At 62.3% G+C, this 15,697-nt stretch carries 15 protein-coding genes; 7 read left to right on the plus strand and 8 right to left on the minus strand.

What is annotated here, in order from left to right; genetic code table 11:
• Window positions 1-1,491, plus strand: a 1,491-nt coding sequence (locus B3605_RS05300; protein WP_296433117.1) for an EF-Tu/IF-2/RF-3 family GTPase, incomplete at its 5' end; no start/stop codon positions are given.
• Between the two features lie 292 nt (window positions 1,492-1,783).
• On the opposite strand, the gene B3605_RS05305 is transcribed toward B3605_RS05300, so the two are convergent.
• Window positions 1,784-2,188 (minus strand): YkvA family protein, encoded by a 405-nt coding sequence (locus tag B3605_RS05305; RefSeq protein ID WP_018902272.1) that lies wholly within the window; start codon window positions 2,186-2,188, stop codon window positions 1,784-1,786.
• A gap of 73 nt (window positions 2,189-2,261) precedes the next feature.
• A complete protein-coding gene (locus tag B3605_RS05310) occupies window positions 2,262-2,567 on the minus strand; it encodes a 4a-hydroxytetrahydrobiopterin dehydratase (protein WP_112946018.1) in 306 nt (101 codons plus the stop codon).
• Between the two features lie 33 nt (window positions 2,568-2,600).
• Here B3605_RS05310 and B3605_RS05315 point away from each other — a divergent pair, with 33 nt between their 5' ends.
• Window positions 2,601-3,101, plus strand: a complete 501-nt coding sequence (locus tag B3605_RS05315) for a low molecular weight protein-tyrosine-phosphatase (protein WP_112946007.1) — start codon at window positions 2,601-2,603, stop codon at window positions 3,099-3,101.
• On the opposite strand, the gene thpR is transcribed toward B3605_RS05315, so the two are convergent.
• Window positions 3,008-3,601, minus strand: coding sequence for an RNA 2',3'-cyclic phosphodiesterase (gene thpR, locus B3605_RS05320; protein WP_112946008.1), 594 nt, complete (start codon window positions 3,599-3,601; stop codon window positions 3,008-3,010). The genes B3605_RS05315 and thpR overlap by 94 nt on opposite strands.
• 68 nt (window positions 3,602-3,669) lie before the next feature.
• Window positions 3,670-4,314, minus strand: a complete 645-nt coding sequence (locus B3605_RS05325; RefSeq protein ID WP_112946009.1) for an arylesterase — start codon at window positions 4,312-4,314, stop codon at window positions 3,670-3,672.
• 56 nt (window positions 4,315-4,370) lie between these two features.
• Here B3605_RS05325 and B3605_RS05330 point away from each other — a divergent pair, with 56 nt between their 5' ends.
• The 3 genes from B3605_RS05330 to B3605_RS05340 all read left to right on the plus strand — a co-directional run bounded on the left by B3605_RS05330 (window position 4,371) and on the right by B3605_RS05340 (window position 8,535).
• Window positions 4,371-5,078 carry an ABC transporter ATP-binding protein gene (locus B3605_RS05330; protein WP_112946010.1) on the plus strand — a complete coding sequence of 236 codons (708 nt, stop codon included), beginning with the start codon at window positions 4,371-4,373 and terminating at the stop codon, window positions 5,076-5,078.
• Entirely contained in the window at window positions 5,075-7,618 is a 2,544-nt protein-coding gene (locus tag B3605_RS05335; RefSeq protein ID WP_112946011.1) for an ABC transporter permease, read from the plus strand. The genes B3605_RS05330 and B3605_RS05335 overlap by 4 nt, the downstream gene beginning before the upstream one ends.
• A 179-nt stretch (window positions 7,619-7,797) precedes the next feature.
• On the plus strand, window positions 7,798-8,535 hold the full coding sequence (locus B3605_RS05340; protein WP_112946012.1) for a Bax inhibitor-1/YccA family protein: 738 nt from the start codon (window positions 7,798-7,800) through the stop codon (window positions 8,533-8,535).
• Window positions 8,536-8,664: 129 nt separating this feature from the next.
• On the opposite strand, the gene B3605_RS05345 is transcribed toward B3605_RS05340, so the two are convergent.
• Window positions 8,665-9,135 (minus strand): hypothetical protein, encoded by a 471-nt coding sequence (locus B3605_RS05345; protein WP_112974201.1) that lies wholly within the window; start codon window positions 9,133-9,135, stop codon window positions 8,665-8,667.
• 467 nt (window positions 9,136-9,602) lie between these two features.
• On the opposite strand from B3605_RS05345, the gene B3605_RS05350 reads away from it, so the two are divergent.
• A complete protein-coding gene (locus tag B3605_RS05350; RefSeq protein ID WP_112946014.1) occupies window positions 9,603-10,160 on the plus strand; it encodes a GNAT family N-acetyltransferase in 558 nt (185 codons plus the stop codon).
• A 6-nt stretch (window positions 10,161-10,166) separates the two neighbouring features.
• On the opposite strand, the gene B3605_RS05355 is transcribed toward B3605_RS05350, so the two are convergent.
• The 3 genes from B3605_RS05355 to acnA form a co-directional block, all read right to left on the minus strand.
• Window positions 10,167-10,568, minus strand: coding sequence for a DUF2794 domain-containing protein (locus B3605_RS05355; protein WP_112946015.1), 402 nt, complete (start codon window positions 10,566-10,568; stop codon window positions 10,167-10,169).
• Window positions 10,569-10,936: 368 nt separating this feature from the next.
• Window positions 10,937-11,674, minus strand: a complete 738-nt coding sequence (locus B3605_RS05360) for a DUF1223 domain-containing protein (protein ID WP_112946016.1) — start codon at window positions 11,672-11,674, stop codon at window positions 10,937-10,939.
• Between the two features lie 273 nt (window positions 11,675-11,947).
• Window positions 11,948-14,638, minus strand: a complete 2,691-nt coding sequence (gene acnA, locus B3605_RS05365) for an aconitate hydratase AcnA (RefSeq protein ID WP_112950943.1) — start codon at window positions 14,636-14,638, stop codon at window positions 11,948-11,950.
• Between the two features lie 256 nt (window positions 14,639-14,894).
• Here acnA and ccmA point away from each other — a divergent pair, with 256 nt between their 5' ends.
• Window positions 14,895-15,542, plus strand: a complete 648-nt coding sequence (gene ccmA / locus B3605_RS05370; protein ID WP_113168805.1) for a heme ABC exporter ATP-binding protein CcmA — start codon at window positions 14,895-14,897, stop codon at window positions 15,540-15,542.
• The last annotated feature ends 155 nt before the right edge of the window (window positions 15,543-15,697 follow it).

Raw genomic sequence — 15,697 nt, forward strand, 5'->3', positions numbered from 1 at the left:
GGATCCGTCAGCGCGTCGGGAACGCCACTCGCGCGCTTCGACCCCGGCGCCTGGCGCGACCGCGCCTTCCGCTCCGCCATGCTGCAGGCGCTGGCCGAGCGCGACGACGACCTGCTCGCCGCCTTCGCGGAGGATCGCGCGGTGGAGGTCGGTACACTACGCGAACGGCTGGCGCGGCAAACCGCCCATGGCCTGATCTTCCCGGTGTACTTTGGCTCGGCCATAACAGGCGCCGGGATCGAGGAGTTGATTGACGGCATCACCGATCTCCTTCCGGCACCGATACCGCCGAAGGATGGCCTGGTCTCGGCAACCGTCTTCAAGGTCGAGCGCAATGCGGCGGGAGAGAAGCTCGCGCTGCTTCGTGTGGTGTCGGGCGCCCTGCGCGTTCGCGACCGGATCCCGATCGCTGGCCCAATCGCTGACAGAGAGAACCGCGTCACCGATATCGAGATCTTCGCGGAAGGACGGGTAATACGCAGCGATGTGGCCCAGGCGGGCGACATCGCCAGAGTAAGAGGTCTCTCCGACATCAAGGTCGGTGACTGGATCGGAGACCGCGCTGCGGCCCCGCAAAGGCAGTTCGCACCGCCCATGCTGGAGGCTGCGATCGTGCCGTATGACAAGGCGGATGCGCCTGCGCTGTGGAAGGCCCTGTCCCAGCTCTCGGAACAGGACCCGCTGATCAATCTGCGGCAGGGCGACGGCGAGGACGGTCTTTCGATATCGCTCTATGGCGAGGTTCAGAAGGAGGTGATCGAGCACACACTGAAAGCAGAGTATGGCCTTTCCGTGCGCTTCCTCGACACGTCCCCGATCTATGTCGAGCGCATACTTGGCGTCGGAAACGCCATCGAGCACGCGCCCGATCCGTTTCTGGCGACCATCGGGCTTCGCGTCGAACCCGGCGACAGCGAAGGCCGGCACAGGCTGATCTTCGAGGTCGAGCCGGGCGCCGCACCGCCATTCGCCTTCAAGGCGATCGACGAAGCCCTCGAAACAGCGTTCGGCCAGGGCGTTCATGGCTGGCAGGTGATCAACGCCTCGGTTTCAATCACCGAGATCACAAGGCTCCGAAAATGGACGACGAGCACTCCGTCGGACCATCGCAATCTGACGCCTCTGGTGCTGGCGCAGGCATTGCGGATCGCCGGAACGGAAGTCTGCGAGCCGATCGACCGCATCACGATCGACATGCCCGCCGATGCGCTGCCACGCGTGCAAAGCCTGCTGACGCGCCTCGACGCCGCGCTCGAACCGCCAGTCGCCAGCGGAGAGATGATGATGCTGGCTGGAACGATCGCGGCCATCAACGTCCACGATATCCAGCGCGCTTTGCCATCGCTGACAAGCGGTCTCGGGACGATGGAAACGGAGCTTTCAGGCTATCGGCCGGTGAGGGGCGCGGCGCCGGTGCGCCGCCGATCGGGCCCAAACCCGTTTTCCCGCAGCGAATATCTGGCGCAGCTGAAAGGCGCGCGCCAAGTGTGAAGAAAGGGCCGGCAAACAGCCGGCCTCAGACTGCTGACGAAGATGTTTCTAGCGGCAGAACCCTCGAAATCCCTCATTCCTGTCCTTGTGACAGGAATCCAGCCACGACGCGTCTGCGTCGTGAAAAGACTCTTTCCGTCCAAGGACTTGAACGACTGGATTCCTGTGACCTCGCCCGGACGAAGTCTGGGCACAGGAATGAGGGATGCTGGGCATCCGACCGCGACCAAAGTGGACTTCGTTATTGTTCAACCGCGAGCTTTGTCAGGGCGAGGGCCGGCGAACAGCCGGCCTACACCGTCTTCATATCCTCGGGCCGCACCCGATCGGGTGCGTCTTGCAGCGCCTTGTCGGCGGCTTCGTAGTGGTTGGGGCGGATGTGGCGGTTGACCATGGCGAAGGCGGCCGAGAGGACGGCGATGTCGTCGGTGAAGCCGATGCCGACAAGCACGTCGGGGATCATGTCGACGGGCAGCACGAAATAGGCGAGTGCCGCGAGCAGCGTGCCGCGCACCTTGAGCGGTGTCTCACGGTCGAGCGCGCAGTAATAGGCGGCAACGACATCGCGCGAGAAGGGGATCTTGCGCGCCGCCTTGCGGAAAGTCGGCCAGAATTTCTGCCGAACGCTCTTCTCCCGCCGCTCCTGCGTTTCTTCATCGCCCGGCAGCAGGATTTCACCGTATTTGACGTCGTCCATGTCCACTTGGCCCTTTGTGCTCCAGTTGGCCCCTTTCAGGTCAGCCCGAATATGGGGGGTCTTCGGCTGCGATTCAATCGATCCGCCGCGCCGCCGCCTTCTCCATCACGCCCGCCAGCTTGAAATCGAGCTCCGTCAGCCCGTCGGCCGAATGGGTGCTGAGCGTCACATCCACCTTGGAATAGACGTTGAACCATTCCGGATGATGATCGAGCTTTTCGGCTGCAAGCGCCGATTCCGTCATGAAGCCGAAGGCCTCGACGAAATTCTTGAACTTGTAGCTCTTGGTGATCGACTTCCCGCCGTCGCCGAGCGACCAGCCGTCAAGTTTCGCCAGTTCATCGCTAATCGCCTGGCGTTCCAGTTTGTCCCGTTTCATGCGATTGTCCTTTGCGTTCACCATGGGTCTCTTATGAAACGCACCAGTATCCTGTTTGTTTGCATGGGCAATATCTGCCGTTCGCCGCTGGCCGAAGGCGTCTTCAGCCATCTCATCGCCGAAGCCGGCCTGTCCGACCGCTTTCTCATCGATTCCGCCGGCACCGGCAGCTGGCATGTGGGCGATGAGCCCGACAAGCGGTCGATCGCGACCGCCCGCCATCACGGCATAGACATATCAGCTCAGCGCGCGCGGCGCATCCGCGAGCATGATTTTGCCGATTTCGATCTGATCGTCGCCATGGACCGAAACAATGTCGCGGCCTTGAAGGCGCTCGATCCCGATGCAGGGAACATCCATCTGTTCGGTGATCTGGCGCTCGGGAGCGGAGAGGATATCCCCGATCCCTATTATGGCGGCGCCGACGGCTTCGAGGCCGTTTATGCCAGGCTCTTGGCCGGCTGCAGGAAGCTGTTGTCCACGCTCGGCGCCGACAGTGCCTCGCGCAGCGGGAACACCTCTTCCGTCAGATAAGGCCCGCCGCCGACCGAATCGCGCGACGACAGAAGCACGAAGCGCGGCACGGTGAAGGAGGCGGTCTGGAAATTGCCGCGTCCGGCGAGATAGTGCACGACATCGTCGACGCGCGAGGATTTCAGCCGCGCCAGCGTCACATGCGGGGTGAACTTGCGCGGATCCGGCGGAAGGCCGATCCGCTGGCAGATCCGCTCGATTTCGGCCTGCAGGGCATACATTTCGGGATCTTGCGTCACGCCGGCCCAGACCGAATGCGGCTTCTTGGAACCGAAAGCGCCGATACCGTCGAGCTTGATCTGGAATTCCGGCCTGTCGATGCGGTCGAGCCGGTCGACGATCTCGTCTGCCGTGCGATTATCGACATCGCCGATGAAGCGCAGGGTGATGTGGTAATTTTCCACATCGATCCATCGGGCGCCAGGGAGACCACCGCGCAACAATGACAGGCTCATCGCCGCATTGCGCGGAATTTCGAGGGCGGTAAACAGTCTCGGCATAACGAGCACTCCCCGAATCTTTTGCAGGTGCTCACACGGAATCACGCATTGATCACGTGCGCAAGTCCCTAATTCTTCACAGTCGGCAACGTTCCAATGAATTGTGTGATTGCCGGTTCCATCTTTTGAACCATGGTATCCACGCCTTTGGAATTGGGGTGCATGCCGTCTTCCAGCTTCAGCGACGCATCGAGAACGACGCCGTCGAGGAAGAACGGATAGAGCGTAAGCCCATGTTTTTTGGCGAGTTTCTCGTAGATCGGGTTGAACCGCGCCGCGTAGTCGCCGCCCATGTTCGGCGGCGCCATCATGCCGGCGAGGAAGACCGCGATCCCGCGTTCCTTGAGCCGGGTAATCATTTGGTCGAGGTTCTTCTCACTTTGTTCGGGCGCGATCCCCCGCAGCGCGTCGTTGGCGCCGAGCTCCAGAATGACCCCATCGGTGCCATCGGGCACCGACCAGTCGATGCGCGAAAGCCCGCCGGTCGTGGTGTCGCCGGAGACACCTGCGTTCGCCACCGTAACATCGAGGCCCTTGGCCTTGAGCGCCGCCTGCAGCTTCTCCGGAAAGCCGTCGCCGGGCGGCAGCTGGTATCCCGCCATCAGGCTGTCGCCGAAGCCGACGAGATTAATCGTGCGCGCCTGCGCTGAAACCGAAAGCAGCATCGAAAAGACGATGACAGCGATGTGAAGACCCGCAACTTTAAATCTCATTCCATTGTCCCTAAATTGGCGGCAGCTGGGCTTTCATATAGGTAGGGCATTTACCGTTGGCAAAAACCATCATCGATCTGAAACGGGCCGATCTGACGCTCGGCAGTGCCGCCGCCTCCGTGCATGTGCTGAAGGGCATCGACCTTGGGATCGCCGCCGGTGAATCGGTCGGCATCGTCGGCCCCTCCGGCTCCGGCAAGTCGACGCTGCTGATGGTGCTGGCCGGCCTCGAGCGGCTGGATAGTGGCGAGATCAACATCAACGAAGCGCCCCTCCACACGATGAGCGAGGATCAGGTCGCCGACTTCCGCGGGCGCAACATCGGCATCGTCTTCCAATCCTTCCACCTGATCGCCAACATGACGGCGCTTGAAAACGTCGCCGTGCCGCTTGAACTCGCCAATGTCGCCAATCCCTTCGAGATCGCCCGCCGCGAGCTGAAATCCGTCGGCCTCGGCGACCGGCTGAACCATTATCCCGGCCAGCTTTCCGGCGGCGAGCAGCAGCGCGTTGCGATCGCTCGCGCGCTTGCGCCATCCCCGGCGCTTCTGATCGCGGATGAACCAACAGGCAATCTCGACACCGACACCGGCCGCCAGATCGCCGATCTCCTCTTTTCCAAGCAGGCCGAGCGCGGCATGACGCTGGTGCTCGTCACCCACGACAACGCGCTCGCCAAGCGCTGCTCGCGCCAGATCCGCGTCCGCTCCGGCAAGATAGAAGGCGATAGCGCCGCGATTGAAGCCGAAGTGGCCATTGCATGACGCTGATCACCCCGCGTATCGCGCTCGCCTTCCGTCTTGCCCTTCGTGAGCTGCGCGGCGGCCTCAAAGGCTTTTACATCTTCCTCGCCTGCATCGCGCTCGGCACCGGGGCAATCGCCGCGGTCAATTCGGTCTCGCAGTCGATCACCGATACGATTGCAACGCGCGGCCAGGAGATTCTCGCCGGCGACGTCCGCTTCGAGCTCAACAATCGCGAGGCAGCCGCCAACGAGTTGGATTTCCTGCGCTCGCTCGGCAAGGTCTCGGTATCGACGGGACTGCGCTCCATGGCCCGCAAGCCGGATGGATCCGACCAGGCGCTGGTCGAGGTCAAGGCCGTCGACGACGCTTATCCGCTCTACGGCAGCTTCGAGGCCGAGCCCAACTACCCGCTGCATACGCTTCTTGCCGATCAGGATGGCACCTATGGCGCGCTGGCCGCGCCGCTGCTTCTGGAACGTCTCGGCCTCAAGATCGGCGACGAGCTGCTGCTCGGCAACGTCATCGTCAACATCACCGGCACCGTGAAGACCGAGCCGGACGCGGTCTCCGAAGGCTTCGGCTTCGCGCCGCGCCTGATGGTGAGCCGCCAGGCGCTGCAGGCCTCGGGTCTGATCCAGACGGGAAGCCTTGTCGAGCACAGCTACAAGGTCAAGCTGAACGACCGGTCTGATATGGTTGGCATCCGCGACCGCGCCACCAAGGATTTTCCCTCGGCCGGCTGGTCGATCCGCACTAGCGACCGCGCCGCGCCCTCGCTTACCGAAAACATCGAGCGTTTCTCGCAGTTCCTGACACTGGTTGGCCTGACAGCGCTGATCGTCGGCGGCGTCGGCGTGGCGAATGCCGTGCGCGCCTTCCTCGATGCCAAGCGCACGACGATCGCCACCTTCAAGTGCCTGGGTGCGCCGGCCTCGACTGTCGTCCTCATCTACCTCTTCCAGATCGGCCTCATCGCGCTTGGCGGTATCGCCATCGGTCTCGTCATCGGTGCGTTGGCACCCATTCTCGCGGCCCAGTTCCTGGCGCAGTTCCTGCCGGTCTCGACCGCGCCGACGCTCTATCCGGTGGCGCTGTCTCTCGCCGTGCTCTTCGGCATCCTGACGACGCTCGCCTTCGCCATCATGCCGCTCGGCCATGCCCGCGAAGTGCCGCCGACTGCATTGTTTCGCGAGCAGGGCTTCGAGGCACGCCGCCTGCCCTCCTGGCCCTATATCCTGATGGCCGCCGTCTTCCTCGCAGCACTTGCCGGCCTTGCGGTGGCAACTGCCCATGATCGCTTCATCGCCATCGTCTTCATCGGCGCCATCGCCTTTGCCTTCGTCGTCCTCAGGCTGGTGGCAGCAGGCATCGCCTGGCTCGCCCGCCGCAGCCCGCGCGTCAATTCGCCGGCGCTGAGGCTTGCGATCGGCAACATCCACCGTCCCGGCGCGCTCACGCCGTCGGTCGTGCTCTCGCTCGGCCTCGGGCTGGCGCTGCTGGTCACCCTGACGCTGATCGACGGCAATCTGCGCCAGCAGCTCACCGGCCGCATGGCCGATGGCGCGCCCAACTTCTTCTTCGTCGATATCCAGGGCGCCGAGCTCGACGGTTTCCGCAATCTGGTGAAGACCGATGCGCCCGAGGGCAAGCTCGTCGAGGTGCCGATGCTGCGAGGCCGCATCCTTGCCTTCAACGGCGAGGACGTGACCAAGCGCAAGGTGCCGCCATCTGGCCAATGGGTGCTGCGCGGCGACCGCGGCATCACCTACTCCGAAACCTTGCCCGAAAACGCGGTCCTCACCGAGGGCACATGGTGGGACAAGGATTACAGCGGTGAGCCGCTGGTCTCGTTTTCGGCGGAAGAGGCGGGCGAGCTCGGCCTCAAGGTCGGCGATACCGTCACCGTCAACGTGCTCGGCCGCAACATGACGGCGAAGATCGCCAATCTGCGCAAGGTGCAGTGGGAGAGCCTGTCGATCAATTTCGTCATGGTCTTCTCGCCCAACACCTTCAAGGGCGCCCCGCATGCGTGGCTGGCAACGCTCACCGATCCCAAGGCGACATCCTCGCAGGAAGCCGCGATCTTGAAATCGGTGACCAACACCTATCCGACGATCACGAGCGTGCGCGTCAAGGATGCGATCGACATCGTCAATTCGCTGGTGGCGCAGCTGGCGACCGCGATCCGCGCCGCGGCCTCCGTCGCCCTCATCGCCTCGGTGCTGGTGCTCGCCGGCGCGCTTGCCGCCGGCAACCGTGCCCGCACGCATGACGCGGTGGTGCTGAAGACGCTCGGCGCCACGAGACGCATGCTGATGCGCGCCTTCTGCTACGAGTATCTGATCCTCGGGCTCGCAACCGCGGTCTTCGCGCTGCTTTCGGGCGGCGTCGCCGCCTGGTTCATCGTCGCCCGCATCATGAAGATCCCCTCGCAGTTCCTGCCTGACGTCGCCGGCATGACGATCGTCACGGCCTTGGTGCTGACCGTCGGCATCGGCCTGATCGGCACATGGCGCATTCTCGGCCAGAAGGCGGCACCCGTTTTGCGCGAGCTCTGAGTGGCCGGGTTGAAATAATTCCGGCACCTTACGGCGATTTAACCCGATCGCGGGTTGCAAGGCTCTTGTTTGCAAAGGGCGAAAGGCTCATATTATCCGCAGGCATGCTGAAGCTCCGCAGCGGCGCCCGGGCAAGAAAACCCGACACCGTGTTCATTCGGAGCTGACAAGAGGAAATCATGGCTGACCTAAGAAATTACCAGGGCCGCGTTCAGAGCGGTGTCCAGACCGGCGAGATCGATCAGGGCCTTCGCAGCTATATGCTGAAGGTTTACAACCTGATGGCTATCGGCCTGGCGATCACCGGCCTGGCCGCCTATTTCGCATTCACATTCGCCGTCTCCGACGGCCAGCTGACCGCATTCGGCGCCGCGATCTACACCAGCCCGCTGAAGTGGGTGGTGATCTTCGCTCCGCTGGCGCTGGTCTTCTTCCTGAGCTTCAGGATCAATTCGATGAGCGTATCGGCCGCGCAGACGACCTTCGCGGTCTATGCAGCGCTTGTCGGCCTGTCGCTGTCGTCGATCTTCCTGATCTACACCGGCCAGAGCGTCGTGCAGACCTTCTTCGTGACGGCCGCCTCGTTCGGCGCGCTCTCGCTCTATGGCTACACGACCCGTCGTGACCTCTCGGCCATGGGCTCGTTCCTGATGATGGGTCTGTTCGGCCTGATCATCGCCTCGATCGTCAACATCTTCCTGGCCTCCTCGGCCATGCAGTTCGCGATCTCGGTGATCGGCGTGCTGATCTTCGCGGGCCTGACGGCCTACGATACGCAGCGCATCAAGGAAATGTACTACGCCGCCGACGACGCCACCATGGCCGGCCGCAAGGCGATCATGGGCGCCCTGACGCTCTACCTCGACTTCATCAACCTCTTCATGTTCCTTCTGCAGTTCATGGGCAACCGCAAGTAAGGTGAGCGAGAGAGGGCGACGCTGTCGCCCTTGATCCAGACGACAAGTTCGAGACGATCAGAACCGCTTGCAGCAGCAATGTTGCAGGCGGTTTTTCTTTGGTCGATCGGGGGGCCTTGGGACGTGCGCTTAGTTGCCGGCGAAATCGACCGACGAGATATCGACGGACCATTCGAAATCACTAGGTGCGGGTCGGCCCGGCAGAGTGTCCAGGCCCCTGTAGCGGTTCAGTGCCCAGCAGCTGCCGTACTCACTATGCGGCGCGATGATCTTGTCGCTGCTGAAGTAATCCGAATAGACCTCGCCGCTGAACCCCGGACGCTTCGCGATCAGCCGGAAGCGCACGATATTGACCTGCCGGTCGGAGGCATTCGACAGCTCGACGAAAACCGGCTTGTCCGGATCCTGGCAACCGCTGGTTCCGCTGCTCGTGCCCGACACCAGGCTCGCCGAGTTCAGGCGGTCGGATTGCTGAAAATAGAGATAGAGACCAACGGCAGCGCCGATGCAGGCAAGGGCGGCAACGACGATCAGCGTGTGGCGGGGAAACAGCAGGAAGCAGACCAAGACGATCGGGACCGCGATTACCATGAAAATCATTAGGTCTGCTCCATTTCATTCATGAGCTAAAGCAGCCGGCGGCAAGAGGCAAGGCTTTGCGAAAGTTGAAGTTGCAATGCTGCTTCAGGGGAAAGTTCTCGGGATGGCTAATAGGTCTGAGCAGTAGACGGCGTAGCGGTGCTCGGCGAAGTGAGCGATGAACGCCAGGATGAACAGCCATCGACGTCGTGCACGTGGAGGCGTGCTTAGATCCTCGGCACAAGGCCGAGGATGACGTCGAGAGGGGGTAAATGCCCTTGTTTCAATAGCTTCCCGGCGGCAACCACATACTCCGCCGTCATTCTCGGGCTCGTCCCGAGAATCCAAGCACGCTTCCACATATGCAACGCCAGTGGATCACCCGCCCCTCCCGCAACCATCGCAGCCCGTCCGCTTTCCCCTTGCCAACCGCCACCCGGGATGCTCTTCAAGCAACGACACCACCCCTCCAGACACCGGCCCGCCCCATGCCCGTTCTTCTCCGTGACGCTTCCCTCTCCGACATCGACGCCATCACCGCCATCTACCGCGACTCCGTCTTGAATGGTGTTGCGAGCTACGAGATCGCCCCACCGGATCGCGACGAGATGGCGGCGCGATACCAGGCCATTGTCGACAAGGGCTACCCCTATATCGCCGCCGTGGACGAGCATGGCGCGCTCGTCGGCTATGCCTATGCATCAGCGTTCCGCACGCGGCCGGCCTATCGGTTCATGGTCGAGGATTCGATCTATCTGGCGCCGGAAGCGCAGGGCAAGGGGGTCGGCAAGCGGTTGCTGGAGGAGCTGATATCGCGGACGACGGCGCTCGGTTTCCGCCAGATGATCGCCGTGATCGGCGGTGCGCATCCGGCCTCGATCGCACTGCATGCAAGCCATGGGTTCGAGGAAATCGGCCGCATCAAGGGTTCCGGCTTCAAGCAAGGTCGCTGGCTGGATACGATGTTGATGCAACGAGCGCTCGGCGACGGCACCTCGACCGATCCCGATCCAGACGCCTATCCGGCGACGCTGTTTCTGGGTTGATCGCGCCTATTTCTCGACGAGCTTCAGCGATTTGTTGAACACCTTCAGCACCTGCTGCAGGTCGTGGCCGCGCTTCAGGATCTGGCCGTGCGTGTTGACGACGGAATAGGCGCCCTGCTTGGCGGCGAGCTTGGGATTCTTTTCGATGCGGAAGAGCGGCATTTCGCCGGAGCGCTTGAAGACGGAGAAGACGGCAAGGTCCTTCAGGTGGTCGATCGCGTAGTCCCGCCACTCGCCTTCGCCGACCATGCGCCCGTAGATCCACAGGATCGCATCCAGCTCTCGCCGGTGAAACGTCACCGGCAACGGGTCCTTGCTCTGCTTGTAGTCCCTGATATCCACGACGACGGGGGAATCGCCATCGGGAGCCCGATTGTTCCCACGCCGCAAATCCGGCTGATCTGTCATCGGTCTCGAATGCCTCCGTTCGTGACACGCGGGTGACAGTTTGCCTTAGCCTTTACAAATTGCAAGCGCGGCCTCGCGCGCATTAAGCATAGTCTGTGCAATCTGCCGCGTGCCGCATTTCAGTCAAAACAGCGCCTCAATTAAAAGTGAAATTCGCTCGCACTTGACCGGCGCATCCTCAGCGGGTTCGCCGACACTGAATTCTGCGCATCGTCTTTCGGCACTTTGGAGGAGATGTGACTGTTTGGCGCCAGCGCGCCAAAGGGCCCGGCTGACCGTATCGACCTTAACCCCAGCCCCGAATACGATCAGTCGGGCCGCCCCGCTTCCACCTGACAAGACAGATGAAATCCGAGAACTATGGCGGCTCAGATGTTCCTGCCGGCCATGACCACGGTGGCGCCAAGGATCGCCGATGGCGTTCCGTCGGCCGTCGACGACTGCAGCATGACGGCGCAGCCCTCAAGATCTGGCTTCTGCAGCACGGTGGCGGGCAGCGTCAGCTTTGTCGCCTTGCCGTCCCACATGCCGACCGTTTCGACATCCGAAACGCTGTGCATGTAGGAGATCTTCTGGCCGCTGTTTTCGCCCTTCTGTACCTCGATCGTCTTTTCGCGATCGAAATAGACCATGACGACATTGGCCTTGCCCTGGCCGGGCGCGACGTTGATCTCGAGCTGATCGCCCTTGACCTCGGCCTTGATCGGAACGGTCAGACCTTCGCCACCGGTGAGAAAGCCGTCGACCTTTTTCTCGATGCCGCCGATATCCGAGCCCATGACATGATCGCGGCCGTTCACCACCACTTGCGGCGTGTAGACATTGGCGCGGCCCATGGTCTTCGCATAGCCGTACTGCCGCTCGGTATTTTCCTTCGAGCTCAGCGTATCGGCCCAGCCCATGTAGTTCCAGTAATCGACGTGATAGGCGAGAGCGATGATATCGCCGCGCTCAACGAGCTTGCGAAAGGCCGCGTCGGCGGGAGGGCATGAGGCGCAACCCTGGGAGGTGAACAGTTCGACCACGCCTTTGGGCGCCTCGTCGGCGAGCAAAGGGCTCGCCAGAGCCACACCTGCAATCAGCGAAATCAAAAACCGCGGCGACATTGCACCTCTACCTCTTTTCCTCTCCACCTTGCCGAGACGCCGGCCTAAATCTCTGGCCAGTCACGCACGCAAGGGCTCCGTCTCTTCAACCTAGAGATAATCGCTCCCGATCCAAACGAAAAATCACGAACGGGTGAGACGGAGCCCGCGTGGGACAACTCCGCAACACTTCGCCGTGAGGCCGGCCGCTTGCAGCCCTCCCGAACACGAAAAAGCCGCCGGAAATCGCTTTCCGGCGGCCATTATCAGGCATGTCTTAAAAATCAGGGCCGATCAGGCTGCGAGATCTCGCAACACCGTCTGCAGGATGCCGCCATTGTTGAGGTAGATCACCTCATCGAGCGTATCGACGCGCGAGAGCAGCGGAACGTCTTTCACGGTGCCGTCGCCATAGGTGATTTTCGCGATCTTCTTCTCGCGCGGCTTGATGTTCTCAAGCCCCTCGATGGTGACGGTCTCGTCGCCCTTCAGCCCCAGCGTCGCCCAAGTCGTGCCCTCCTCGAAGACGAAGGGGATGACGCCCATGCCGACGAGGTTCGAGCGGTGGATGCGCTCGAAGCTTTGCGCGATCACCGCCTTGACGCCGAGCAGGTTGGTGCCCTTCGCCGCCCAGTCGCGCGAGGAGCCGTTGCCGTATTCGACACCGGCGAAGATGACGAGCGGAACGCCCTCGGCCTTGTACTGCATGGCCGCGTCGTAGATCGATTCCTCTTCCTTCGACGGATAGTGGATGGTGTAGCCACCTTCCTTGCCGTTCGGGCCGAGCATGTGGTTGCGGATGCGGATATTGGCAAACGTGCCGCGCATCATCACCTCGTGATTGCCGCGACGCGTGCCGTACTGGTTGAAGTCGGCGACGCCGACATTGTGTTCCAGGAGATAGGCGCCGGCCGGCGAGGCAGCCTTGATCGAACCGGCCGGCGAAATGTGGTCGGTGGTGATCTTGTCGCCGAAGAGACCGAGGACCCGCGCGCCCTTGATGTCGGATACGCCGGAGCCGGTCTTGCCCATACCGACGAAGTAGGGCGGGTTCTGCACATAGGTCGAGTTGTCGTCCCAGGCATAGGTCTGGCCCGGGGGAACCTGCACGGCCTGCCAGTTGGCATCACCCTTGAAGACGTCGGCATACTTCGTCTCGTAGAGTTCGCGGGTGACGTATTTCTGGATGAAGGCTTGCACTTCGTGCGAGGTCGGCCAGATGTCCTTGAGGTAGACGGGGTTGCCGTTCTGGTCCTCACCGATCGGCTCCTTCGTCAGGTCCTTCTGGACAGTACCTGCCAGCGCATAGGCGACGACGAGCGGCGGCGAGGCGAGATAATTCGCCTGCACGTCGGGCGAGATACGACCTTCGAAGTTGCGGTTGCCGGAGAGAACGCCCGAAACGATCAGGCCCTTGTCATTGATCGTCTTCGAGATCGGCGCCGGCAGCGGACCGGAGTTGCCGATGCAGGTGGTGCAGCCGAAGCCGACGAGGTTGAAGCCGAGCTTGTCGAGATCGGCCTGCAGGCCGGACTTCGCCAGATACTCGCCGACCACCTGCGACCCAGGCGCCAGCGAGGTCTTCACCCACGGCTTGGTCTTCAGGCCCTTGGCGACGGCATTGCGGGCAAGCAGGCCGGCGGCGATCAGGACGCTCGGGTTCGACGTGTTGGTGCACGACGTGATGGCGGCAATCGCCACGTCGCCATGGCCGAGATCGAAATCCGTGCCTTCGACCGCATAGCGGTTGGAGAGCTGGCCGGGCTTCTTGTAATCGGCATCCATCGAGCCGGCGAAACCGGACGCGATGTTTTCCAGCGGGATGCGACCTTCGGGACGCTTCGGGCCGGCCATGGCGGGCACGACGTCGCCGAGATCGAGCTCCAGCGTATCGGTGAAGACGAGATCGGAGCCATCGCCCTCGCGCCACATGCCCTGCGCCTTCGAATAGGCTTCGACCAGCGCGATGCGGTCATGCGAGCGGCCGGACATGGTGAGGTAGTTGATGGTTTCGCCATCGACCGGGAAGAAGCCGCAGGTGGCGCCGTATTCCGGGCCCATATTGCCGATCGTCGCGCGGTCGGCGAGCGGCATGTTGTCCATGCCGGGGCCGAAGAACTCGACGAACTTCGAGACCACGCCCTTCTTGCGCAGCATCTGCACGACCATCAGCACGAGGTCGGTCGCGGTCACGCCTTCCTTGAGCTTGCCCGTCAGCTTGAAGCCGATGACTTCAGGCAGCAGCATCGACACCGGCTGGCCAAGCATGGCCGCTTCCGCTTCGATACCGCCGACACCCCAGCCGAGAACGCCGAGACCGTTGATCATCGTCGTGTGGCTATCCGTGCCGACGCAGGTGTCCGGATAGGCGATCGTCTCGCCGTCCTCTTCCTTGGTCCAGACGGTCTGGCCGAGATATTCGAGATTGACCTGGTGACAGATGCCGGTGCCCGGAGGCACGACGCGGAAATTCTGGAAGGCCTGCTGGCCCCACTTCAGGAAGCGGTAGCGCTCGCCGTTGCGCTGGTATTCGAGCTCGACGTTTCTGGAGAATGCCTGCGGCGTGCCGAATTCGTCGACGATGACGGAGTGGTCGATGACGAGATCGACGGGCACCAGCGGGTTGATCTTTTCCGGATCGCCGCCGAGCGACACCATCGCGTCGCGCATCGCGGCAAGGTCGACCACGGCGGGAACGCCGGTGAAGTCCTGCATCAGAACGCGCGCCGGGCGATAGGCGATTTCGTTTTCGACCGTGCCCTTGTTGTTCAGCCACTCGGCTACGCCAAGGATGTGCTCCTTGGTCACGGACTGGCCGTCCTCGAAGCGCAGCAGGTTCTCGAGCAGAACCTTCATCGAATAGGGAAGCTTGGAAACGCCGGGCAGGCCGTTTGCTTCGGCCTTCGGCAGACTGAAATAGACATAGTCCTTACCATCGACGGTAAGGACGGAACGACAGTTAAAGCTATCAAGTGATTTAGACACGAGAGACCCCGTTTCTGATCGCGAACACAATTGTGCGGACGCCTATGCACTAAAGGCACATCAGGATGCGGGTACGGCCATTTCCGCGGTCCGCACATGAAGTCAGACCTCATGTTCGGCGCTAGGATGAAATTCACGCCGACCGCTGGCGTGGTGATCAACATATAGATAGTTTCGGCCAAAGCTGCCAGAGAGGCGCCCACCATTTTTGATTTTTTTGCATCGCATGACTGAAAACGTGAACCCCGGAACCCCCATGCATCTCCAAGCCTCCGATCTCGCCGCCTTGAGAGGCGAAGAGCTGATTTTCGAAGGCGTGTCGTTTAGCCTGACCTCAGGCGAAGCCCTGGTTTTGACTGGCAAAAACGGCTCCGGAAAATCGACCCTGCTGCGCGTGCTGGCAGGCCTGCTGCGGCAGGAAACGGGCACGATCACCGTCACCAATGCGAACGGCGACACCGATATCCGGCTCCCCGAGATCAGCCACTATCTCGGTCACCGCAACGCCATGAAGAGCGAGCTGACGGTGGACGAGAACCTCGCTTTCTGGCGCCGCTATCTCGGTAATGCCGACGGTGGCACCGGCATGTCGATCGAAGACGCCGCCGATGCGGTAGGGCTGTCAGGCATCACCCATCTCCCCTTCGGCTACCTCTCCGCCGGCCAACAACGCCGCTTCGCCTTCGCCAAGCTCCTCGTCGCCCACCGCCCCGTCTGGATCCTCGACGAGCCGACGGCAGCCCTCGACGCCAGCGCTGATCAGCTCTTCGCCGGGTTGATCGAGGCGCACCGTGGGGCTGGCGGCATCGTGATTGCGGCGACGCATCAGCCGCTGGGGCTGAGCGATGCGCGGGAGTTGCGGATGGCGGGGTTTTCGGGGGTGAGTGCTGGGGTGTGGGGGTGATGGCTGTGCTTGCAATGAAAACCCCTCCCCAACCCCTCCCCACAAGGGGGAGGGGCTTGCCTGCCGCAACCGCCCGGCAGGACCGCAACCTATCAACCGGTACGAAGATGAAATGCGGGAATTCAACAGCGCCCCGAGTTAGCCCCTCCCCCTTG

This window comes from Rhizobium sp. UBA1881, from assembly GCF_002338015.1.
Classification (GTDB): domain Bacteria; phylum Pseudomonadota; class Alphaproteobacteria; order Rhizobiales; family Rhizobiaceae; genus Rhizobium.